General features: G+C 41.9%; 17 protein-coding genes. All 17 read left to right on the top strand.

What is annotated here, in order from left to right; genetic code table 11:
• Positions 1-831 (top strand): phosphate ABC transporter ATP-binding protein PstB, encoded by an 831-nt coding sequence (gene pstB / locus CK503_RS00620; RefSeq protein WP_095604848.1) that lies wholly within the window; start codon positions 1-3, stop codon positions 829-831.
• 39 nt (positions 832-870) lie between these two features.
• Positions 871-1,566: a phosphate signaling complex protein PhoU gene (gene phoU, locus CK503_RS00615; protein ID WP_095604847.1), complete on the top strand. Its 696-nt coding sequence runs from the start codon at positions 871-873 to the stop codon at positions 1,564-1,566.
• Positions 1,567-1,698: 132 nt separating this feature from the next.
• On the top strand, positions 1,699-2,733 hold the full coding sequence (locus CK503_RS00610) for a hypothetical protein (protein WP_141239844.1): 1,035 nt from the start codon (positions 1,699-1,701) through the stop codon (positions 2,731-2,733).
• Positions 2,734-2,966: 233 nt separating this feature from the next.
• Complete coding sequence (locus tag CK503_RS00605) at positions 2,967-3,986, top strand: LacI family DNA-binding transcriptional regulator (protein ID WP_141239843.1); 1,020 nt, start codon at positions 2,967-2,969, stop codon at positions 3,984-3,986.
• A gap of 159 nt (positions 3,987-4,145) precedes the next feature.
• A complete protein-coding gene (locus CK503_RS00600; protein ID WP_095604844.1) occupies positions 4,146-5,366 on the top strand; it encodes a glycoside hydrolase family 53 protein in 1,221 nt (406 codons plus the stop codon).
• A 27-nt stretch (positions 5,367-5,393) separates the two neighbouring features.
• Positions 5,394-8,000 carry a glycoside hydrolase 5 family protein gene (locus CK503_RS00595; protein ID WP_095604843.1) on the top strand — a complete coding sequence of 869 codons (2,607 nt, stop codon included), beginning with the start codon at positions 5,394-5,396 and terminating at the stop codon, positions 7,998-8,000.
• Between the two features lie 13 nt (positions 8,001-8,013).
• A complete protein-coding gene (locus tag CK503_RS00590) occupies positions 8,014-10,200 on the top strand; it encodes a glycoside hydrolase family 2 protein (protein WP_217988287.1) in 2,187 nt (728 codons plus the stop codon).
• Positions 10,193-10,405, top strand: coding sequence for a hypothetical protein (locus CK503_RS16210; protein WP_217988286.1), 213 nt, complete (start codon positions 10,193-10,195; stop codon positions 10,403-10,405). Before CK503_RS00590 ends, CK503_RS16210 begins: the two co-directional genes overlap by 8 nt.
• A gap of 226 nt (positions 10,406-10,631) precedes the next feature.
• Positions 10,632-11,591 (top strand): glycoside hydrolase family 53 protein, encoded by a 960-nt coding sequence (locus CK503_RS00585; RefSeq protein ID WP_095604842.1) that lies wholly within the window; start codon positions 10,632-10,634, stop codon positions 11,589-11,591.
• A gap of 430 nt (positions 11,592-12,021) precedes the next feature.
• Complete coding sequence (locus CK503_RS00580) at positions 12,022-14,982, top strand: SusC/RagA family TonB-linked outer membrane protein (RefSeq protein ID WP_217988285.1); 2,961 nt, start codon at positions 12,022-12,024, stop codon at positions 14,980-14,982.
• Positions 14,983-15,002: 20 nt separating this feature from the next.
• The gene (locus CK503_RS00575) at positions 15,003-16,556 is read left to right on the top strand and encodes a RagB/SusD family nutrient uptake outer membrane protein (RefSeq protein WP_095604840.1); all 1,554 of its coding nucleotides are present in this window, start codon (positions 15,003-15,005) and stop codon (positions 16,554-16,556) included.
• 82 nt (positions 16,557-16,638) lie between these two features.
• A complete protein-coding gene (locus CK503_RS00570; RefSeq protein WP_095604839.1) occupies positions 16,639-17,628 on the top strand; it encodes a glycoside hydrolase family 43 protein in 990 nt (329 codons plus the stop codon).
• 142 nt (positions 17,629-17,770) lie between these two features.
• Complete coding sequence (locus tag CK503_RS00565) at positions 17,771-19,471, top strand: glycoside hydrolase family 2 protein (protein ID WP_217988284.1); 1,701 nt, start codon at positions 17,771-17,773, stop codon at positions 19,469-19,471.
• Positions 19,472-19,522: 51 nt separating this feature from the next.
• Entirely contained in the window at positions 19,523-20,590 is a 1,068-nt protein-coding gene (locus CK503_RS00560; RefSeq protein ID WP_095604837.1) for a glycoside hydrolase family 43 protein, read from the top strand.
• Entirely contained in the window at positions 20,581-22,356 is a 1,776-nt protein-coding gene (locus tag CK503_RS00555) for an exo-alpha-sialidase (RefSeq protein ID WP_095604836.1), read from the top strand. The genes CK503_RS00560 and CK503_RS00555 overlap by 10 nt, the downstream gene beginning before the upstream one ends.
• Positions 22,329-23,963, top strand: coding sequence for a glycoside hydrolase family 43 protein (locus CK503_RS00550; RefSeq protein WP_217988283.1), 1,635 nt, complete (start codon positions 22,329-22,331; stop codon positions 23,961-23,963). The genes CK503_RS00555 and CK503_RS00550 overlap by 28 nt, the downstream gene beginning before the upstream one ends.
• Positions 23,964-23,978: 15 nt before the next feature.
• On the top strand, positions 23,979-25,112 hold the full coding sequence (locus CK503_RS00545) for an endo-1,4-beta-xylanase (protein ID WP_095604835.1): 1,134 nt from the start codon (positions 23,979-23,981) through the stop codon (positions 25,110-25,112).
• Positions 25,113-25,147: the final 35 nt, after the last annotated feature.

Below are 25,147 nucleotides of genomic sequence, written 5' to 3'. Positions count from 1 at the left end.
ATGGATTCACAAACTAAAAGCAACCAACCGAAGACTTCACAAGTGAAAACCAAGCCGAAGCTTAATTCTAAGAATCAATCATTTAAGCTGCAGGCTAATAATGTGGATGTTTTCTATGATGATTTTCAGGCTATCGAAAATATCAGCTTGGATATTGTAGAACAATCCATCACTGCTTTCATTGGTCCTTCGGGATGCGGGAAGTCAACATTTTTGCGATTGTTTAACCGTATGAATGATTACATAGATGGATTTCTTATGAATGGAAGTATATTATTGGATGGCAATGATATATATGATTCATCTATAAATGTTGAAGAGCTACGTAAAACGGTGGGAATGGTTTTTCAAAAACCCAATCCGTTTCCAAAATCAGTTTATGAAAATGTAGCTTATGGTCTGCGTATTCAAGGGATTAAGGACGAAGAATATATTGAAAACCGAGTTGTTGAATCCTTAAAGCAGGCAACACTTTACAATGAGATTGAAGGAAACCTGGAGAAACAGGCGCTGGCCCTTTCGGGCGGACAACAGCAGCGGCTTTGTATTGCCCGGGCACTGGCTGTAAAACCGTCGATACTATTGATGGACGAACCTACCTCGGCACTTGATCCCATCTCATCAGGTAAGATTGAAGATTTGATTCATGAGCTTAAAAAAGAATTCACGATCGTTATTGTAACTCACAATATGCAGCAGGCGGCACGCGTAAGTGATAATACCGCGTTCTTGTATATGGGAAAATTGATTGAATACGGTGATACCCAAAAAATATTTACCAATCCGGAAAAAGATCGCACGCAAAACTATATTACCGGACGGTTTGGATAAAAATTCATCAGTAAGTAAACTATTTAAAATTCTGTAAAAATGGCACCACAACACTTGGACAGCGAACTTAAGCTATTAAAAGATAACGTTTTGGAGCTGATGTTTTTGGTTAAAAATCAGCTCGAAAAGGGACAAAAAGCGCTTGATGATTTTGATGAGGAGTTGGCTCACGAGATCATGGCCAACGAGAAAAGGGTGGATAGCCTTGAACTTACCATCGATCGGGATTGTGAGAACCTGTTGGCGCTTTATAACCCGGTAGCTGTAGATTTGCGTTTTGTAATGGCTGCTTTTAAGATAAATTCTGATCTGGAACGCATCGGGGATCACGCTAACAGCATTGCCAAGTATATTGCTGATTTTGGTCGTAAAATTGATGAGGATACATTAGAAACCATGCGGCTGGACAAAATGTATAATACGGCTAACGAGATGGTGAGTAATGTTTTTAATGCCTTTATTACTGAGGATACCGATCTGGCCAGAAAAGTTTTTCGGCTGGATAAGACGTTAAATAAAATTAACCGAGAGGTGTCGGGGGCGACGGCTGAACTTATTGAAGCGGATATAAGTCAGACGCAAAATTATCTATATTTGTTTTCTATCATCAGAAAGCTGGAACGGGTAGGAGATCTCACCAAGAATATTGCCGAAGAACTTATTTTCTATATTGAAGCAAAGGTCCTAAAGCACAAAAAAATGAAGTCCAAAAATAATAACGGAAACGATAAATAAGATAAGTCGTAGCTTTATTTTAATAGGGATTTAAACTGCAGTTTTACAAATTTTATCGCAAAGTACCTTACTATTATCTGCAGTTATATTTATCACAAAAATTGATCAGCACACATAATTAAAAAATCAGTTATGAAACGGATAGCACTACTATGCTTATTATTTCTATGTCTTTTAATTACTGAATCCAGGGCACAAATATCACTGGATAATAACGCAAGTCTGAGTGGAAGGGTATACAGTGATTACTATTGGATGGCCCAGCATCACAACGAAGATATAGAAGGGGAAAACGGGTTTTGGTTTCGTCGTATTTATATGACTTATAGTCGGGATCTGAATGAAGCTTTTTCTACAAGGATTCGCCTTGAGATGAATTCAGCAGGGGATTTTCAGTCCGGCACGGAAATGATACCCAACGTGAAAGATGCATATTTAAAGTGGGAGAACGAAAACCATCAGATTTTAGCAGGTATATCAGGATCGCCTCTATTTGGATTGAGCGAGGATGTATGGGGGTATCGATCCGTCGAAAAATCCCCACAGGATTTATACGATTTCGGCAGTTCCCGCGATTTTGGATTGGCTTTTAAAGGACAGCTTGGTCAGGCAGGGAATCTCACTTATCACTTATTTGTCGGCAATGGGAACGGCAATAAGCCCGATGTTGATAAAGGCAAAAAAGTGAGTCTGGCATTGGGGTATTACCTAACTGAACATTTTGTGATTGAAGGATATGGGGATGTAAACAGCAAAACCAATGATCCTAACAGCTATACTGCTCAACTTTTTAGCGGATACCAATCGGAAAAGATTAATATAGGTGCTCTTTATTCTAATCAGTATGAGGAGGGACAGCTTGGTTTAGCAGCGCGGAGTCTGGATCTCGTATCCGTGTTTGCTAATTTTAAAATTAGTGATAAAACTAAGGGATTTTTGCGGGCGGATCACCTTTTTGGCGGATATATGGGAGGTAGTGAAAATTCTTATATACCATTTTCTGAAGATGTTGAATCGACCTTTATGGTGGCAGGAGCGGACTTCTTTCTTTCTGATCAAGTTCACCTGATGCCCAATATTGAAACGATAGTATATGGCGAAAATAATCAGGGTATTTCACCAGATACTGACATTATTCCTCGCTTAACGCTCTTCTGGAATTTTTAGTTAAAAAATTAGCTCTTCATTCTCTTCTCCTGACCAAAAGTTATAGCTCTGCAGTAATACCCAATTAATGAATTCTCGGAAATTATTTTTAAAAGAGAAGATACAAGAGCGAAGGCTGTTGGAAATCTATCTGGAATGGATATTAATTAATACACTTATCCACATGGTATTAAGATTAATCCGTAAAGCTGCTTACATTAGCGGGTCGATCAACTCTAAATAATATTGATATCTTGAGCTCAGAAGTTACTCTTAAACAAATAGCTGAGGCGCTGGGCGTTTCAGCGATGACCGTTTCCCGCGCTTTAAATGATCGTGATAATGTGGATGAAAAGACTAAGCAGCGCGTCCGTAACAAAGCAGAAAGTATGGGTTATACCCCTAATCGCGTGGCCAAAAGTTTGGTGTCACGCAAAACGCATACGCTTGGAGTCGTTATCCCTGAAATTACCCATGCCTTTTTCCCCGAAGTAGTTCGTGGTATTGAGGAGGTTGCTTATAAATCAGATTATCAGCTTTTTCTAACCAATGCCAATGAGCTATTCAGTCGCGAGAAAGAGGCCATTGAGACGTTACGTAGCCAGCGCGTTGATGGATTGCTTATTTCATCATCGTTGACTCACGAAGATTATTCATTTTATGAGAGCATTATTGAGGGGGGAGCAAAAGTAGTATTTTTTGACCGCTGTATTGAAGATATCGGAGCCAGCTGCGTTAGTGTAAATGACCGGGAGAGCAGCCAGAAAATTACGGAACATTTAATCACTGAGCATGGCTATACCCAAATAGCCCATTTAAGTGGACCACAGAAAGTATCTATAGGTAAAGAACGCTTGCAGGGGTACAAAGATGCTCTCGAAGCTCATAATTTAGAACTAAATGAAGAGTGGGTCATTCAGGCCGAATTTAAAGAGGATACCGGTTATGACGCAATGATCAAACTTCTGGAGAAGGGAAGGGAGGGGCATCCTGATGCGGTTGTTGCGGTGAATGATCCTGTTGCCATTGGTGCTATTGAAGCCATTAAAGAGCACGGGCTGACAATTCCTGATGATATCGCTATTGTTGGTTTTACGGATGATATTCGCTCTTCTTTACTTGATGTACCATTGACAACAGTACGTCAGCCAGCCTATGAAATGGGAGAACAGGCTGCCGAGAAGCTCATTAATGTTATTGAAGATGAAGATGCAACGGTAGAAAAGATCGAGGTACCCACGACGCTGAAAATACGCTCTTCCTGCGGCTGTTAAATTTCCTCTTGGTATTAATTTTGCTAAAGAATGGACATCAAGTTTAATTCTGTTTGATAAATTCTTCGATTGTATTATATTTTTAATTGATAATGTTATCGTTAACATACAATGTAGGTGTCGGTCTGTAACCGGTTCCAATATTTAGTGAGTATTTCCATGACTCAGAAATATATTTTTCTCATTATTTTAAGCTTGTCAATATTGTCCTGTCAGGATAATTCGCCTACCAATGGTGACAGTGATGGAAATGATGATCATGGTTCTACCCCAGAACAAGAGGAAACAAGCGGTGACTTCGTTATGGGAGCGGACCTGTCGTATGTTAACCAGATTTTGGATAAAGGAGGCACTTACCGCGATTCTGGCACGGTCGAAAATCCCTATAAAATATTTAGCGATTATGGGACTGATGTTGCCAGATTTCGCCTGTGGCATGATCCTGAGTGGACGGCCAATGTCTATGAAGGAGAGGATAATCCGATGTACAATGATCTTGCTGATGTTAAGCGTGCCATACGTCAGGCCAAGAAGCATGGCATGGGCGTGAATCTTGATTTTCATTATTCGGATACTTGGGCTGATCCCGATCACCAAAACATTCCTGAGGCGTGGAGAGATATTACTGATTTAGAGAAGCTGAAGGATGTTGTGTACAACTATACCAAAGAAACCTTGCAGCATTTAGAAGGTGAAGGCTTGATGCCTGAGTATGTACAAATCGGCAATGAGACGAATTGCGGACTCATGTATTCTAATGCCCCGCAGGATTTTCCGTCACTTAACGTCTGTGATGGTCATTGGTCTAATACCGGAGAAGTAATCAACAGTGGTATTGAAGCTGTTCGAGAGGTGTCATCCAGTTCGGATGTGGACACAAAGATTATTCTGCATATCGCTCAACCTGAAAACGTAAGCTGGTGGTTTGATAATTTAACGACAACCGGGAATGTGACTGACTTCGATATTATTGGGTTTTCCTATTACACTCCGTGGTCGGATGTTTCGTTGAATCAAATTAGCGATCATGTCTCTGATTTCCGGGATGCGTTTGATAAAGAAGTGATGATTGTAGAGACAGCCTACCCGTGGACGATGGATTATGCTGATGACTATAACAATCAATTTGGGTCAAATGCGCTTGTGGACGGATACCCTGCTACTAAAGAGGGGCAGCGTGATTTTATGATTGATCTTACGAAGGAAGTCATGGGCGGTGGCGGTAGTGGACTGATGTACTGGGAGCCGGCCTGGATTACATCGAACATGAAGGATCAATGGGGTACGGGCTCATCATGGGAAAACAATACGTTGTTTGATTTTGAGGGGAACGTCCATCAGGGCATTGAATACATCAATTATGATTACGAAAGCAATTAGCGGATAAAAAATTATAGATCAGATTTTATGAATGTAGTTGGGAATTCATTATTAAAAATTCTTCCTGTTGGCTTTGTTTTTCTGTTGGTTCTTGGCGCTATACAACATGTAGAGGCCCAGCAGCAATCGTTGGTTGAAGTGGATAAAGAGGGCGTAATGCGCCTTTTGAAATCGGGAGAAGAAGCTGCTTTCTTTGGTGTAAATTACTCTCCACCATTTGCGCATAGTTATAGGACTACCAATCGGTTAGGGGAAATACATAAAAAAGTTATAGATCAGGATACTTACCATTTTACTCGTCTTGGTTTTGATGGATTCCGCCTGCATGCATGGGATACCGAAATCAGTGATAGTCTCGGACATTTGGTCGAAAACGAGCACCTTGATTTGCTGGATTACAAGCTGGCAAAATTAAAACAGCGAGGCATTAAGGTAGTGCTTACGCCCATCACCTATTATGACAACGGCTATCCTGAGCCACCGACAGAGACGGATGGCTTTGCTAACTATATCTCCAAAGAAGAAGCACCTGAGAATCCTGATTTTTGGCCGGTGATCAAACAGTATCTCAAAGAGTTTATGAGTCACAAAAATCCGTATACCGGACTAACGTATCAGGAAGATCCCAATATCATTGCCATTGAAATCGACAATGAACCAACGCACAGCGGCAGTCAGGACTCGTTGACCAACTATATAAATATGCTGACGGATCACCTGCGCGACAATGGACTGGAGAAGCCAATCTTTTATAATATTGCTCAGAATCCGTCGATGGCTGAAGGCGTTATGAATGCCAATATTGACGGAACGACCTTTCAATGGTATCCCGGTGGGTTGGTAGGCGGGAAAGAGATCACGAAAAATTATTTGCCGTATATCGATGAATATTCCATTCCGTTTGCGGATAAGGAAGCATTTAAAACAAAGGCACAGATGGTCTATGAGTTTGATTCGGCCGATTTTCTGAAGCCTTACACTTATCCTGCTATGGCGCGTAGCTTCCGGGAGGCGGGTTTCCAGTGGGCTACGCAGTTCGCTTATGATCCCATGGCCATGGGGCACGTCAATACGGATTACCGCACGCATTATTTGAATATGGCTTATACGCCTGCTAAAGCAGTTAGCATGAAAATTGCCTCGGCGGCTTTTCACCAGCTTGACCGTAATAAAAGTTATGGGCGGTATCCGCAAAATAATATGTTTGGGGATTTTGAGGTGAACCACGAAAAGGGATTGAGTCAGCTTAATGCTGATACGGCTTTTTTCTATTCCAATGATACAGAAACTGCCCCAAAAGACGCTCAGGCTTTAAAACATATTGCTGGGGTTGGCAACTCTTCGGTAGTATCGTACGATGGGACAGGCGCTTATTTCTTGGATAAAATAAGTGATGGTATTTGGCGGCTCGAAGTAATGCCCGATGCTATTCAAATCCGCGATCCCTTTGATGTAGTTTCACTCGATAAATGGCTGACATGGATTGACTGGAAACGTCATAAAATGATTATTGACTTACCTAACCTCGGTAACCAATTTCACTTAAAAGGGATTAATACCGGTAACGACCAAAAGATGACGGCAAGCAATGGTTCTTTTGCTGTTTCGCCCGGGGCTTATTTAGTCTATCGGGACGAGCAAACCGAAAACCTTCCTGCTAATGATTATAAGATGGGCAGTATCCGGATTAATGAATTTGTAGCTCCGCCCGAAACCGACAGTGAACCGATGGTTCGACATGATTCCCCAACCAGTGTCCGGTCTGATAAATCCATCTCCATAAAAGCTAAAGCAGCTGCGCTAAAAGATGGTGACAAAGTAAGTTTAGTGGTGCAGAATGGCTGGCAGACCAAAGATATTCCGATGGAGAAAGCTTCGGCCTATTCCTATGAGGCGACAATTCCGGCCGATGACCTATATCCCGGAACAGTGACGTACTGGATAACAATAGATCAGGAAAATAAAACACTCACCTTTCCGGGCGGACATGAAGGTCATCCCGGCGACTGGGATTATTATCACGATCGTCAATACAGTATGGAGGTTTATGAAACCGATGCCGCAATTGCTCTTTTTGATGCCACTGACGGCATAACAGAAGTAAATTATGCTTTTGAAACGTGGAATAGTGAAAACGGAGTAGAGGTGGTTTCTTCAGACCAAGCCGGTCAACGGGCATTGCAGGTGTTTGCCGGAGACGATCTGACCAAAGACAATGAAACGCTTGGATGGAATTTTATTCTGGGAGATAAATTGGAGCACGTGACACAGTCGGTTGATCAATCTGACTTGTTTGCTGTAAAAGCCAAAACCGGTGAAGAAGCTGGAAATTTAAAAGCTATTGTGGTGCTGCAGGATGGTACTTCGTATAGTGCGGAGATAGAGTCATCTAATGAATTTGAAACATCTAAAGTACCGTTTTCTGAATTTAAGCAGGATCCTATGATGCTGTTGCCCCGACCGTATCCCACCTTTTTACCGCTTTGGTTTAAGGCGGAGGTCGATGGTACCCTTAATCCCACTGATATTGAAGAAATACAATTTATGTTTGTCCCGGCTGATGAAAATGAAGTGGTAAAAGAAAATACCAGCTTTGCTATCGAATCGGTTTGGATTGAAAAAGCCAAAAATTAATCAACAGATGATTATGAAAAAACTTCTACCATTGCTCCTCATTTTAACCGTTTTGGGATGGGGTTGTGAACCTTCTGAACGTTCAAAAAAAGGATTCCAGGACAAGACGACCCTCAACTTTAATAAAGATTGGCAGTTTGCCCGGGGCATAGATACTACGGTTGTAGCAGATTACTTTGAAAAGGAGAGTAGTGTGGAATGGGAAAATATTTCGTTGCCCCATACCGCCCATATTGAGCCGCTGGTTATTGAAGACCAGCAGTGGCAGGGCACTGCATTTTACCGCAAGTTTTTTGAAGTAAAATCCAAAAATAGCGACAAACGTTTGGCCGTGAAATTCGGAGCAGCCATGCATGAGGCAGACGTGTATCTCAACGGCGAAAAGCTGATGAAGCACAAAGGAGGCTATTTGCCATTTGTGGTGGATATTACAGATAAGGTACAATTCGATGAGGAAAACGTACTGCTGGTTAAGCTGAACAATGAAGACAACCCTACCATCCCGCCGGGAAAGCCGATAGAAAATTTGGATTTCAATTACTTTAGTGGACTCTATCGGAACGTACATCTGTTAATTGATGACAAACTACATATTTCTGATCCCATTGCGGCCGATCGTGTCGCCGGCGGTGGACTGCTGGTTCGAACCTCCGACGTGTCTGATAAGTCAGCGATTGTTAGCCTGCAGACAGATATTTTAAATTCGGATGACGCTCCGCAACAAGGTTTGCTTAAAACGACCCTTTGTGATCAGGAGGGAAATGTTGTTGCCGAAGGAGAAATATCCACCGAAGAAATTGAAGCAGAAACGTATAAGAAAATTAAGCAAGAGTTTACGGTAAAGAATCCTAATCTGTGGTCACCTGATAATCCATATCTCTACACGATGACCGTAGAGCTGGAAAAGAATAGAGAAGTGGTCGATTCCAAGCGGGAGAAAATCGGCATTCGCACCTTCCATTTTAATGAAGGTAATCAGTTTGTACTCAATGGGGAGGTGCTGCATCTTCGGGGCACCAATCGTCACCAGTCGTATCCGTATATTGGCTACGCTCTTTCGGATAATGCCCAGTATCGCGATGCCTACAAGATAAAAGAGGCCGGATTTAACTTTATTCGTACGGCCCACTATCCCCCGTCGCCCGCTTTTCTGGATGCGGCCGATGAGATTGGCTTGTTGTTTATGAACGCCATCCCCGGCTGGCAGTTTTTCGGGGATGAGGAGTTCCAGCAGCTTGCCTACCGTGATATCCGTCACATGATTCGCCGCGACCGTAATCATCCGAGCATTGTACTTTGGGAGGCATCACTCAACGAGTCGGATATGCCGGAAGCTTTTATGGATAGTGCACATGCGATTGTTCATGACGAGCTTCCGTTTACCGATACCTATTCCACAGGATGGATGGATTATACCTATGATGTGTTTATTCCTGCCCGTCAGCACGCTGATCCACCGGAATATTGGAACGATTACTCTAAGGATAAGCCGTACTTCATCGCCGAATATGGTGATTGGGAATACTATGCGCATAATGCCGGATTCAATCAGGATGAATTTGAAGATCTGACCGAAGATGCGCGTAATTCTCGTCAGCTGCGTGGCGACGGTCAAAAACGGTTGGCCCAGCAGGCACTCAATTTCCAGGAAGCACATAATAGCAATCGAAAAGGGGACTCTTTCGGGGATGCCAACTGGGTGATGTTTGATTACAATCGCGGCTATGCCGATAACTTAGAAGCATCGGGTATTCACGATATTTTTCGTGTTCCCAAGTTTGCCTATTACTTCTATCGGAGCCAGGCCAAACCTAATTTGGAGCCTGATGCTCGGTTTAACAAGCCGATGATTTATGTGGCGAACTTCTGGTCTGATTCTACTTTTAAAACGGCCAAAGTGTACAGTAATACGGAAGAAGTAGAGCTGTTTTTGAATGGTGAATCGCTTGGACGAAAATCCCCCGACAGTGGGCGCGTTTCATCCCATTTGCAGCATCCGCCGTTTACTTTCGAAATAGATGAGTTTGAACCAGGATCCCTGCGTGCCTTCGGATATATTGATGGTAAAAAGGTTGCCGAGCACACCCAGGCCACGCCCGGGGAAGCGAAAAGTATTGAACTGGATGTAGATTTAAGTAACAAACCGCTGGAGGCCGGACAAAAAGATGTGGTATTTGTACTATGCTTCTTTAGTGGATGAAAACGGAACGGTCGTTCCTGATGCTTATCATGAGATTCATTTTGAAGTTAAGGGCAATGCAGAACTCGTTGGGCAGAATCCTATAAGTGCCGAAGCCGGTATTGCCACGATATTGCTCCGTGCAGGGGATAAGCCAGGAATGCTTTTAATTACCGCCACAAATGAAGATTTAGAACAGTCAACTAGTCAGATAGAAATTCAATGATTATTTAACATGGCCCTCTGCTAACCCGTGTCACCCTTAATCTATTTCAAGATCTATTGTAACGGATGCTAAAACAAGTTCAGCATGACATGGTAGGGGTGCACAAAAAGTTTTTAATAAAAGATGGTTAGTCTTAACTGGAATTAGAATTTTCTAGCGGCTTTAACGACCCATTTTGTTACGATAAAAATGGGACATCAATCAAAAAGATTAGTTAAACCTAAATATGATGAAGACATTTTTAATTAAATTTGTAGGGCTCATTTTTGTCTCGGCAATTTTTGTTACTCATAGTTTTGCCCAAGACTCCACAAAATCCGAAGGCACGGTCGACATCACCTATGCTGTAGGTGCCGATATGTCGTTCCTAAAAAGTGCTGAGGATAATGGCCGAGCGTTTAAAGACAATGGGGAAGTAAAACCCGGTCTCGATATTTTTAAGGCTCACGGTTACAATTGGATACGCCTGCGCCTGTTTCATTCCCCTGATGAGCTGCCCAACGATTTGGAATATACTATCGAACTGGCGCAGGAAGCAGAAAAACGGGGATACAAATTTTTACTTGACTATCACTATGCAGACAGCTGGGCTGATCCCGGCAAGCAGCCAATACCTGCCGCATGGAAAGGATTGTCGGTAGATGTATTAGCTGATTCGGTCTACCAGTATACGAAGAATACGATACAAGCTTTTCGCGAAGCAGGAGTAATGCCCCAAATGGTCCAGATTGGCAATGAAACACGTAACGGCATGCTGTGGCCGACCGGTAAACTGCCCGATAACTGGGATAATTTTGCCAAGTTGGTAAAAGCGGGGGTCGACGGGGTAGATGCCGGACGGGGACAAGCCGCACGTCCGCTGATTATGATTCACTATGATCAGGGCGCCGATGCGGAGGGCACCAAAAAGTATTACGACAAATTTAATTCCTATAATATTCCCTACGATATTATCGGACTGTCGTACTATCCGTGGTGGCACGGAAATCTGCTGGAGCTTCGTGAAAATCTGCTGTCACTGGTTGAAAATTTCACTAAAGATATCATTCTGGTAGAAACAGCCTATCACTGGCAGACATCCGAATATGAAGATATGATTCCACCGTATCCAGAGACCCCGGCCGGACAGCGAGAGTTTTTGGAATCCGTAAATGAAACTTTGCTTAATATCTCATCCTCAAAATAAAGGAGATTTTCTGGTGGGAACCAGCTGTAGAGGGTGGATTGGGGGCCCGTAGTTATTTCGATGAGGAGGGCAATATGCTGCCCGTGATGGATGTATTCGACAAATACTGGCTGGGACATCAAAAGGAAGAAGGAACACCCGACTAGGTTTGAAAGAAGAAACAATTTATTTGGTATCACATTGGCCTGCAATCAATTAAAGAAACGTGAATAAAGAAAGTTAATTTAAACTTGATACTTGATAAATAATTCCTGACATTATTATCAATGTTATCGATAACATGAAGGCTTATTTTTTTTGTTCTTAGTGTTATCGATAACATTTTGGATGGTCAGTTATAATAAAAATAAATACAAATAAGGGATACAATGTTATGAAAGTAAGCCACATAATAAGCCTAATGCTTTTCTTTTTTTGTGTAACCGGTTTCATGAGTGTTCAAGCACAAGACATGGAAGTTTCTGGTACTGTTTTCGATGGCCAAACTGAGGGAACGTTACCAGGGGTTAACATTTCTGTTAAGGGCACCACACGTGGAACTACAACAAATGCTGAAGGGAAATACCAGTTATCTGTAGAAAGTTTATCGGATACATTGGTTTTTTCTTTTGTTGGGTATGAGGTGCAGGAAATTCCAATTGACGGCAGAAACTCAATAAACGTCACTATGAATCCGACTACTTTACTTGGTGAAGAGGTTATTGTGGTTGGATATGGTCAACAGAGAAGTCAAGATGTAACAGGTGCAATATCGACTGTTAGTCCTGATGATATTGACGATGTTAATACGGCCAATTTTGGTGATGCAATTCAGGGTTTAGTGCCAGGTGTAAATGTTAGTACAACAGGTGCGCCAGGTTCTGAGCCATCAGTCGAAATCAGAGGTTTGGGAAATTTCTCTAATAATGAGCCTTTATATATTATTGATGGTGTGCCCACTTCTGCTAATCGAGACTTTAATGTAAATGATATCGAGTCTGTTCAGATTCTTAAGGATGCATCAGCAGCTGCAATATATGGTTCTCGTGCTGCTAATGGAGTTGTTATTATTACTACGAAAAGTGGTCAAGAGGGGCCAATGAAAGTAGAATACTCAAGTCAAATCGGAAGAGAATGGTTACCAAGATTTGATTTGATGGATAGGGAACAATGGATCGATTTCAACAATAGAGCTTATGATAATGCTATTGAAGCAGGTGTGACCGGGGTAACATCTCGTCAAGACCATATGGACGGAAATACTAATTGGCAAGATGAGACTTTTGAGCCGGCATGGAGTTATGACCAGAATCTAACCTTGTCTGGTGGAGGTGACCTCGGTACGTACTTAATTTCTTTAAACACCTTACGTAATACTGGTACAACCATAGGTAGCGGTTCCAGGAGATATGGTGTAAGAGTTAATACTGAGGGATCACAAGGAATATTTACTTTTGGTGAAAATCTGGCAATTACAAGTTTTCAGGTTGATGAGCTTGATACAAATCCGATTGCAGATGTGACAAGAATGCTACCAACAATTCCTGTTTACGATGAGGATAATCCAGGCGGGTATGGTTATGGTGATGAAGATCAAGCCCGAACTTTTGCAACAAACCCCATTGCCAAAGAAAATCTTGAGAATAGAGAAACTGAGAATGTTCGAATAAGAGGTAATATTTTTGCTGAGTTAGACTTTACTGACTACTTAAATTACCGCTTAAACTACGGATTGAATTATAATTCAGGTTCTCATAATTACTTGAGGAAAGTAGGGAATTGGACACTAAATCAGCCGTACGATCCCTCAAGATTATATGATGAAAGGAGTGAGTTTCAATCTCATTTGATTGAAAACACCCTAACATTTGATAACGATTTTGGTAATCACAAGGTGAATACTGTCTTGGGTCAATCATTTCAAACTTTCAGAGAAGATTTTTCTTGGGGTGAGGGGACTGATCTGACAAGAGTTGGGGATGATTACTTTACAGTATTAGACGCAGCTACGGAGAATTATCGAACCGGTGGCTATCTTAACGAGGCGGCTATTTCTTCCTTCTTTGGTCGGTTAAGTTATAATTTTGATGACAGGTATATAGCTGAATTCACAATGCGTTGGGATGGTACCTCGCGTTTACCAGAAGATAATCGTTGGGGCAGTTTCCCATCTGTATCGGGTGCCTGGCGAGTTAGTAATGAGAGTTTCTTCGATGTTAATTGGATCGATGATTTGAAGCTGAAAGCAAGCTGGGGACAGCTGGGTAGTTCAAATATTGGTTATTATGATTATCAAGGGGTACTTAATATAAACCCACAAGCTGTTTTTGGAGAAGACCAACAAATAAGAAATGGTGTTACTCAGGTAGAGTTGGTAAACCAAGATCTGAGGTGGGAAACACTAACACAGACCAATATCGGTTTTGACGCAAGATTGTTAGATAACCGCTTAACATCTTCTGCTAATTACTATATCTCAGAGACAGAGGATGTACTTACTGAGATGCCCATTTTGATGACAACCGGTAACGATGGTGGAAACCCTCTTGTCAATGCTGCAAGTCTTAAGAATACTGGTGTTGAGATATCAGCTAAGTGGACCGAAGATTTCGAAGAAAGTGATTTCACTTATTCGATAGGTGTTAACTTTAATAGATCCAGGAATGAGATCTTAAGTTTAGGTTTTGATCAGGTAGAATTTTATACCTGGCAAACAAAGAATGAAGTGGGTGAGCCTATTGGTATGTATTACTTAATTGAAACCAATGGATTATTTCAAAGTGATCAGGAAGTTCAAAATCATACCGATAGTAATGGTGATGTAATACAACCTGATGCTGAACCTGGTGATATAAGATATGTTGATGCCAATGATGATGGTCAAATTACCAGTAATGATCGTCAAATTGTTGGTAGTCCATGGCCAGATTTTGAATATGGGCTTAATGTAACAGCAGGATATAAAAACTTTGATATACGCATTCAAGGTTTTGGTGCTCAAGGGTTCGATATTTTTAATGGCCCAAGAAGCGTGATGGATCGATTCGATGATAATTCTAACTATCGTAAAGGTATTGATCCATGGACACCACAAAATACCAATACTGATTTCCCTCGAATTATTTATGCTGATCAAAGAAACTCCCGAGGAGACCAGGATCGTTGGCTGGAAGATGGTTCGTACTTCAAAATTAAAAACATCACACTAGGTTATACGGTGCCTAATAGCTGGGTGGAAAACTGGTTTGATAGACTCCGAGTATCGGTTACTGCTCAAAATATGATTACTTTTACCGGTTATAGTGGATTAGATCCGGAGTTTTCAGCGCCAAATATATTTAGGAGAACACATGATGATTACATGTATCCTACTCCCAAAAACGTAACGTTCAATCTCCAATTGTCATTTTAATTTAAGAAATCAACTCTGTTATGAAACGTTTATATCTACTTTTTATCGTATCAGTATCGTTAGTGATTTTTGTTGCAGGGTGTGAGGATATGTTAGAACAAACAAATCCTAATGTTCCAACTACAGAATCATTTTGGAATTCACCTAGTGAAGCAGAAGCCGGTTTAACAGCAACCTATCATCAATTGTATCAGATAGGAAATTATTCAAGATGGATCTTTTTCCGATATGATTTAGCTTCTGATGAAGGGTATAGCCAAAGCCCTTGGACAGAATTGGCCGATTGGACTCGATTCAATTATGTCAACTACAATTTTTGGGAAGGAGGAGTCCAGATATGGAGAGATCATTATAAAGCCATATTTAGGGCTAACCAAGTAATTGCAAATGTGCCTGAGATCGAATTTGAGGATCAAAATAGAAAGCAACAAATAATTGCTGAGGCAAAGTTTTTGCGAGGTCTTCATTACTTTAATTTGGCCGTTCTTTGGGAGGAAGTCCCACTTGTACTTGAACCCTCAAGTCCAGATGATCAACCCGAGCAAAAATCTCGTGAAGAGGTATGGAACCAAATCAAAACCGACCTGCAAGATGCTGCTGACAATTTACCCCCGGAATGGCCTTCAGAAGAGGTCGGAAGAGCTACAAAAGGTGCAGCTTTAGCTCTTTTGGGAAAAGCTCATATGCAAAATCAGGAGTGGGACCAAGCTCAAACAGCAATGGAATGGCTGGTAGAGGGCAATGGAGCCCAGTATTATGGATTGGTTGATAACTACCACGACAATTTTAAGCATACTACAGAAAATAATATTGAGTCTGTATTTGAGGTACAGTTTTCTGAAGAGAATCGTGGTGACAAAGGAGATGGTAGCAATTCTTCTTTAGGTCTTGAGAGAACTCAGTTCTTTGCACCGAGAGGAATAGGTTGGTCAGATGGTCAAGCCCGCAAATGGTTGATTGACCAGTTTAAGGAAGAAACTGATCTTGATGGTGATTATGATTCTCGATTAAGACATAGCATCTTTTATAGAGAAATGTCACAAGATTTTGAGAATAATGATTTGGTGTACGGAGAACCATGGAGAGAAGGTGATTGGGGAGATGAGGCATTTATTGCCAAGTACCAAGTTGATTATTACCGGGATAATGTTGATTACTATATTCCAACAAATTTTCGGGTAATTAGATACGCCGATGTATTACTAAGCTACGCTGAAATCATCAATGAGATTAATGGACCTACACAAGCGGCGCAATATGTCGACAGGGTTCGTCAGAGGCCATCAACCAATTTACCGCCTTTAGCAAGTAGTCAATATTCAAGTGCTTTGAATTCAAAAGATGATTTCCGTGAGAGATTAAAGATGGAAAGAACCTTAGAACTTTCTTTTGAAGGAGTGCGATGGATGGATCTTAAGCGATGGGGTATGCTCGAATCGCAACAAGGTATTAATACCCTTATACAGCGAGATCCAGATTTCGAAAACTTTGACTTAGGAAAGAATCATCGCCTGCCAATACCACAAAGTGAGGTTGAGAATAACCCAAATCTTGACCAACATCCTGAATACTAAAAAGTCGAAATAATTATTGTGGATAGGGCCGGTTAGTTTCGTACTGCCGGCCTCTTCATTAAAATATTAGATAGATGAAATAATGGAATATAAAATTCTCATTGTTGCTTTTATTTTCGTGGCGTTTGGATGTCAGTCCGAACAAAATACCAGTCAATTTGCTGATCAAGCACCTCCTGAAATAAACGTGTTCTTTGGCGACCCCTATATTTTAACAGTTGGGGATACCTATTACATGTATGGAACTAGTAGTGATACAGGTATTGAGGCATACAAGTCTGAAGATTTGCAAAACTGGGAGGGACCAGTTGGAGCTACAGGCGGCTTTGCTCTTCATAAAAGTGATGTATACGGTGAACAATGGTTTTGGGCACCAGAAGTATATCATATTGATGGCAAATACTACATGTTTTTCAGCGTGGAAGAACATATGGCTATTGCAACAAGTGATAATCCTGAGGGTCCATTTACACAGGAAGATCCGTCAGTATTAAGAGACCATAAATCAATCGATCATCATCTTTTTGTAGACGAAGACGGAACTAAGTATATCTATTTTGCCAATTTCAAAGATGGATTAGAGATATGGGGCGCAGAATTAGAAGATGATTTTTCTGCAATTAAAGAGGAAACATTAACGAAGGTGCTTTCTCAATCTCAAGATTGGGAAAAAAGTAAAAAAAAGCCTGTAGGAACTGTAAATGAAGGTCCTTATGTACTCAAAAAAGATGGTCGGTATTATATGAGTTACTCGGCCAACCATTATGCCAGTCAAGATTATGGAATAGGTTGGGCTTATGCTGGTGAACCCTTAGGTGATTGGACAAAAAGTGATGAAAATCCCATTATTCAAAATCCGGATAGTTTGGTCGGTACTGGACACAGTGCTTTTTTTCGGGATAAAAATGATAAACTACATATAGTTTATCATGCTCATTTTGATACAACTGAAGTGCATCCCCGAAAGGGTTATATAAATGAAGTTGAACTTGTTAAACAAGAAGAAAGCGATATACTTATTCCTCAAATTTTATCTCCAAAAATTATTCCAAAAGTTCAATCGGAAAAGTAAACAGAGCTATTATTTAATATTTAAATTCATTGAAAAAATGATTAAACAATTGCTTAGTAAATCCTTATTCGTTGTCCTTTTCTTTGCTTTACCAGCGATTGCATTTAGCCAGAATGGCTGGGAGGCAGAAGAATCACCTTTAATGACTAAATGGGCAGACGAGGTGAGTCCAGAAAATGCTTTGCCCGAATATCCACGTCCTATGATGGAACGAGAGCACTGGAAGAATCTAAATGGATTGTGGGATTTTAAAATTACCGGCAAAGGAAATTCTGGTGAGGATTATGATGATCAAATTTTGGTTCCCTACCCAGTAGAGTCGGCTCTGTCTGGCATCAAAGAGACGGTGGGAGCAGAGAATCGGGTTTGGTATAAGCGTTTATTCGAGATAGATAATCCCCACGAAGATGGAAGAGTACTATTACATTTTGGTGCAAGTGATTGGGAAACGGATGTTCGTATTAACGATAAGTACGTGGGCAAACACCGCGGGGGATATGATCCATTTACTTTTGATATAACAGATCAGGTATCAGGTAGTGGTGAACAGGAGATTGAAATAACAGTTTGGGATCCTACTGATTTAGGAAGTCAGCCGGTGGGCAAGCAAACGCATGACCCGCATAGCATTTGGTACACAGCAGTTACGGGTATTTGGCAGACAGTATGGATTGAGTATGTGCCGGAATCATATATCAAGGATTTGAAGATTACTCCTGATGTTGATAATAGCAGGGTCAAAGTAGAAGTTGAGGGTAAGAATCTGTCTGATGATTATCAGATTCATATAAAAGCGAAAGAGGAAGATAAGTTAGTTGGAGAGTCTACAGGCTTTCACAAACAGGATTTTTATATAAGCTTAGATGATCCGCAATTATGGACTCCTGATAATCCATTTTTGTATGATTTAGAAGTTGAATTGCTTGGTGAGAATGGCAATACCGTTGATGAAGTTTCGAGTTATTTCGGGATGCGTAAAATTAACATTGCCAAAGCCGACGACGGTCATATGAGGCTATTTCTGAATAACGAACCGCTTTTTCATATTGGTCCATTAGACCAGGGGTGGTGGCCGGATGGATTGTACACGGCCCCTACTGACGATGCCTTAAAATACGATATTGAAGCAACTAAAAAGCTGGGTTATAACATGCTTCGGAAGCATGTGAAAACTGAACCCCAACGGTTTTATTACTGGGCTGACAAACTGGGTGTTCTTGTCTGGCAGGATATGCCAAATGGGGATATGCGTCCGGGAGAAATTGGTAAACCCTCCAAAGAAACTGCAAAGCAGTTTAAAAAAGAATATAAAGACATGATTGATACTTTCTACAATCATCCCTCAATTGTGATGTGGGTGCCTTTCAATGAGGGTTGGGGACAATTTCAAACCAGGGAAATAGTGGAGTGGACTCAAGAATATGATCCCACGCGATTAGTCAATAACGCCAGTGGGTGGACTGATCGTGGAGTGGGTGATGTAATTGATATGCATGCCTACCCCGGTCCGGATATGCCGGAAACAGAAGATAATCGAGCGGCGGTATTAGGTGAGTATGGGGGTGAGGCTTTAGTGGTCAAAGATCATCTCTGGGTGCAGGATTTTAGTCGCGCTCCGGATCACTATGAAACTTCACAATCTGAGACCCAACTGCATGAAACGTATAGTCAGATGATGCAGGAGCTATACGATTTAAAAGATAACGGACTTTCTGCCGCAGTATATACCCAAACTACTGATGTTGAATCCGAAGTAAACGGATTAATGACATATGATCGAGAAGTAATAAAATTTAATGTGGAAGAATTAATGAGACTCCATAAAAAATTGATCGAGGAATAGGCTTGGTATTTTGTGCTGGCTGCTATTATAAATCAAAGGAATAATATGACTATGTATCGAATTATCGGCATCGGAATAACTTTGGGCTTCTTATTACTTGTTGGATGTGGTGCAACATCTCAAGATGATGGAAATGGTTATGATGAACCTGAACCATGTTTGTTTACCAACCCGGTAGCTGATGGAGCGGATCCTTGGATCATAAAGCAAGATGATACCTATTATTCTATTGAATCAAGAGGGGGAGAAATTTTTGTTTCTGAAACGGATGATCTTATCGAGTTAGATAGAAACGAGCAAAAGGTATGGACGCAGCCATCAACAGGATGGAATCGCTCAAATTTATGGGCCCCTGAACTTCATCATATCGATGGCAAGTGGTATGTTTTTTACACGGCTGGGGATACGGATGGATCACCTTTTTTGAAGCAGCGAAGCGGAGTACTGGAAGCTAAAACGGACGATCCGCAGGGAGAGTATGAGGATAAGGGAATGCTCTATACTGGGGACAATATCGAGGATCAATCGAATAACAAATGGGCAATTGATATGACTCCGTTGGAGCATAACGGACAGTTGTATGCAATATGGTCTGGCTGGGAAGAGAATGAGGATACGGATCGTACTCCTCAGCATCTGTATATCGCTGAAATGGAGAACCCTTGGACCATAAGTAGTAATCGTGTTCAAATTTCATCACCGGATGAAGATTGGGAAAAGAGTACAGAATTAGCCATCAATGAAGGACCGGAAGTTCTAAAAAATGATGAGCAGACGTTTGTTATTTATTCTGCCAGTGAATCTTGGTTACCCGCCTATAAATTAGGTCAGCTGCAGTTGGTGGGAGATGATCCCATGAATCCTGATAACTGGGAGAAAAGCGGACCGGTTTTTCAGGGAACTGAGGAAGTTCATGGGGTAGGTCATGCAAGTTTTACCACCTCTCCTGATGGCACTGAGGACTGGATTGCCTATCACACCAAAGTGAGTACTGAACCCGGATGGGACCGTGTAATTCATCTGCAGTCTTTTGAATGGAATGAGGATGGAAGTCCTGATTTTGGGACACCCGTTCCAGCCGGAGAAACTAATTCAAAACCTTCCGGTTCATGCGACTAACAAAATTCATAAAGTATATTGTTTTTTTTAGCTTTTCCATTGCAGCTGCTTTTCTTTTTATCGCTTGTGAGGTTGCAGATTCCGAGCGTGAGGAGAATGACGTAGTAGAAAAGACAGTCGTGCCTTATACCGAGGGGGTCCGCATTGCCTGGGATTATCGGACGCTAACTCAGGTATTTGAAGAACAGGTTTCCTATCCGCGAATAATACGTCTTTCCAGCTGTGAGTTGTTAACGGCTTTTGAACATCAGGGAGAGGTTTATGTGAGCCAGAGCTCTGATGATGGAAAAAGTTGGACGGAAGCTGAACGGGTTGCTCCAAGAGATGGAGACATTATTTCGGCGGTACCAGAACTCATCCAACTTGAAAATGGAGATATCCTTTTAGCATATAACACACGTGCACCACAGTATAATGAAGATCCCGAAAAACGGTTTGGAATAAAATTACGAATCAGCAATGATGGCGGAGGGACTTGGTCATCCCAACAAAATGTATTTGAAGGAGGATATGAGTGGAATCGTGGTGTCTGGGAACCTGCGATGATTCAGCTTTCGTCTGGTGAAATACAACTCTTCTTTGCCAATGAATACCCATATAAAAACAGCGAAGACCAAGAGATCAGTATGGTCCGCTCCGCGGATAAAGGTCAAAGCTGGACAGATCCCGAAACAATTAGCTACCGTGAGGGACATCGCGATGGGATGCCCGTTCCGCTTATATTGGATAACGGAGAGGGAATAGCTGTCGCTATAGAAGACAACGGACTGCATGGAAGTGAATTTAAACCTTCTATAATCTGGACATCTATGGAGGATAACTGGGAACAGGGCGCGGCAGGAGGTACGTCGGACCGTCGATGGGGTGCTTTGACTGACGAAAGTCAACTGCCGGCTTCGGATTATGGCGGTGCTCCGTATTTACAGCAATTTAGTAGCGGGGAAACGATCCTTTCTTTTCAAAGCACTGAAGGGAGGAACGTAGAATGGCATCATTCTACAATGACCGTAGCCATTGGTAATGAACAGGCTAAGAATTTTTCCCGAAAGTCGGAACCATTTGAGGTTGCCGAAGATCGTTATGCGCTTTGGAGCTCCCTCTTCATTAAAAATGATACTACGGTAACAGCTCTATCAGCTACGACTGCATATAATGCTGCTCACTCACAGCTTTATACAATTGATGGATATCTCATTGAAGAGATGGAAGCCTTTAATGGTCAGGTTGAGGTAGATGGCAGGAGCGATGAGGAAGCCTGGAATCGATCGACGGACAATTTCATAGGTGCTTATAGCCCGGTCAACGCTGAAATTTCAAGCGCTTGGGACGAAAACAACCTCTATGTGTGGGCCTCGGTAAACGATTCTGATTCTTACGATTCCTCCGATTCAACCAAAAATAGTCCCGGAGTGGCTGTGATGGTAGCGCCGGAAAAGCTAAGTGATAATTCACTGGTAGAAGGGACGTATAAAGTTTTCGCCACTCCATCTGAAGATCTGTTAACACATCAGGGCAGTAGTGGGTTATGGACCGAAAATATAATGGAAATCGAGTTAGTAGCAAATGAACATCCCACCGGTTATCAGTTGGAAATAGCTATTCCATGGGCGGAAATTGGTGGAAGACCTGAGAATGATCAGGGTATTGGATTTAATATCGAACTGCAAAGCCGTAGCGAATCAGACGGCACACTGCAAAAAGAAACACTGTCAGGTAATCGAGTTAAACATCCTTCAACGTGGACAAAAATAGAATTAAAGCAATAACGATGGATAAATACTTTTTATATAACACTACGGTTGGAAAATGGACAAGTCTGATAGTCCCGATAATGATTATGATTCCGCTTTTGTTTTCGGGATGCGAAAGCAGTGCTGAACAAGGTGAACAAAAAATTGAGATTACCAATCCTGTTTTGCCGGGGGATCGACCTGATCCTACTGTTATAAAAGTTGGAGATACGTATTGGGCATCAGCTACTTCCAATGAGTGGGCGCCACTGTTCCCAATTTTTAAATCGAAAGATCTGGTGAATTGGGAGCTGGAAACGTATGTATTTCCCGGTGGTGCTCCGGATTGGGCTTATAAAAATTTCTGGGCTCCTGAATTGACTTATGATGAAGAACATGATAAAGTGTATGCCTATTACACCGCCCGGGATGAAGATTCAGATCGCCTGAGTGTTGGTGTCGCAAGTGCGGATAGCCCTGAAGGACCATATGAAGATCATGGTCCGCTCGTGGCACAAGAACTTGGTTCTATTGATGCGTATGAAGCTCGTGACAGCGATGGTACCTTGTATATGTTGTGGAAGGAGGACGGAAATAGCCAGGGAGAACCCACTCCGATGTGGGCTCAGGAGATAACCGAGGATCGGACGGAATTAGTGGGTAAAAAGTATGAACTATTTCGGAATGATGAGCCTTGGGAAGGACATCTCGTTGAGGGAATCAGCATTTTCCAAGCCAATGATTATTTCTATGCCACCTATTCAGCTGGCTCATGCTGTGATGTAGCCTGTGATTATAAAACGGGGGTTGCTCGATCCAAAAACTTGTTAGGGCCCTGGGAGAAATATGATGAAAATCCGGTGATAACTGATAATGATGATTGGAAATGTGCAGGACACGGATCTGTCGTAGAAAATAAAGGTGACTTTTATTTTCTCTATCATGCATATAGCAGAGATGGTACCGTATATGTCGGTCGTGAAGCTGTACTCGAAAAAATTAAATGGACCGAAGACGACTGGCCGGTTTTTGAAAACGACGCCGAATACAGCCGCGAGCGTGCTGCTTGGGATTTTACGGATAATTTTGAATCTGGTTTGAATCCACTTTGGCAATGGCGGGTTACACAGGATATTGATTATGAGACAGGTTCCGAGGGGTTGAAGGTTCGAGCATCCCGCGAAAACGAGGACTTGGGAACACTGTTGGTTCAACCTACCACTTCACCAAATTATGAAATGACTGCCACTGTTGACCTCCAACAAACAGAGGGCGATGCAGAAGCTGGTATTGCCTTGATAGGAGGAGCCGACAACAGCTTTGGTGCTCCTGTAGCGGGAATCGGGATCTCAGCTGGAAATAATTCGGTAAAGGTGTGGAAAACCGTCAGAGAGGAAACTGAGATCATCGAAAAAATTCCGGTCGACCAGCCTGACGAATCCAAGGAGCTGAAAATAGAGGTGTCTGAAGGATATTTGCTTGACTTAGCTGTAAAAGAAAACGGATCGTGGAATATAATTGCCGAACAAGTCGATGCTTCAGCATTAGTTCCATGGGGTATGGGTTTCCGTCTCGGGATGATCGCAAAAGGAGATTCCTCTGACTATGTCAATATCAAAGAATTTAATTTAATCAACTACTAAACTAAGCTATCAGCTATGAAAAATATATGGAGTTTATTTGTTATAGGATTATTAACGGCTGTGCTTTCTGCCTGCTCAGCGCCGGCTGAAAAACCGGAAACAGGAGAGCAATGGTCGGTGGAAAAAGCCAATGAGTGGTATGAAGATCAAGGAGTCTTGATAGGAGCTAATTATACACCTCGGACAGCTATTAATCAGCTCGAAATGTGGCAAGAAGAAACGTTTGATCCCGAAACGATAGATCAAGAGTTGGGATGGGCAGCTGACCTTGGCTTTAATTCAATGCGGGTATATTTGCACGATTTAGCTTGGAAAGCGGATCCCGAGGGGTTTATCCAGCGTGTAGAAAAATTTCTGGATATTGCCGAAAGTCACGATATCGGCATTATGTTCGTACTATTTGATGGCGTTTGGCATCCGTATCCGGAGATCGGTGAACAACCCGAGCCCGAACCCCATGTTCATAATTCTGGCTGGGTACAAGGTCCTTCAATCGACGTACTAAGTGATACTACCCAGTGGGGCTATCTGGAAGACTATCTCAAGGATGTGATGGGGCATTTTAGTGATGATGAACGGGTGCAAGTCTGGGATATCTACAACGAACCGGATAATGACAATGAAAGAGCTTATGGAGATATAAACCTTGATAACAAATTTGAACACTCCCTGGGACTATTGAAAAAAAGTTTTGCCTGGGCCAGAGAAGTCAATCCAAGTCAGCCGATTACATCTGGATTATGGCACGGTGATTGGTCCGATACTGATTCCATGTCTGAAATGGATATCTTTATGGTCGAAAATTCTGATGTGATAACATTCCACTGTTATGAGGGACCGGAAATTATGAAGGAGCGCATTCAAGCGCTTAAACGTTACGATCGGCCAATGTTTGTCACTGAATATATGGCACGTCCAAGAGGAAGTACCTTTGAAAACGAGTTGCCAATATTAATGGAGCATAATGTGGGTGCATACAACTGGGGTTTTGTCAATGGCAAAACGCAAACGATCTATCCCTGGGATTCTTGGGACAAAGAATACACCTCCGAGCCTGACCCTTGGTTCCACGATGTATTAAGGGCTGATGGAACTCCTTATAAGAGTAGCGAAGTAGAACTTATTAAAAAATATACGAGCGAATTATAAAAGGTTGAGATAATACCACTGATGAAAGCTTTTAA

Origin of the sequence: Fodinibius salipaludis (assembly GCF_002287075.1) — a bacterium.
Classification (GTDB): Bacteria; Bacteroidota; Rhodothermia; order Balneolales; family Balneolaceae; genus Fodinibius; species Fodinibius salipaludis.
Note: the sequence above shows the minus strand (reverse complement) of the source record. Positions and strands in the feature narration are given on the sequence as shown.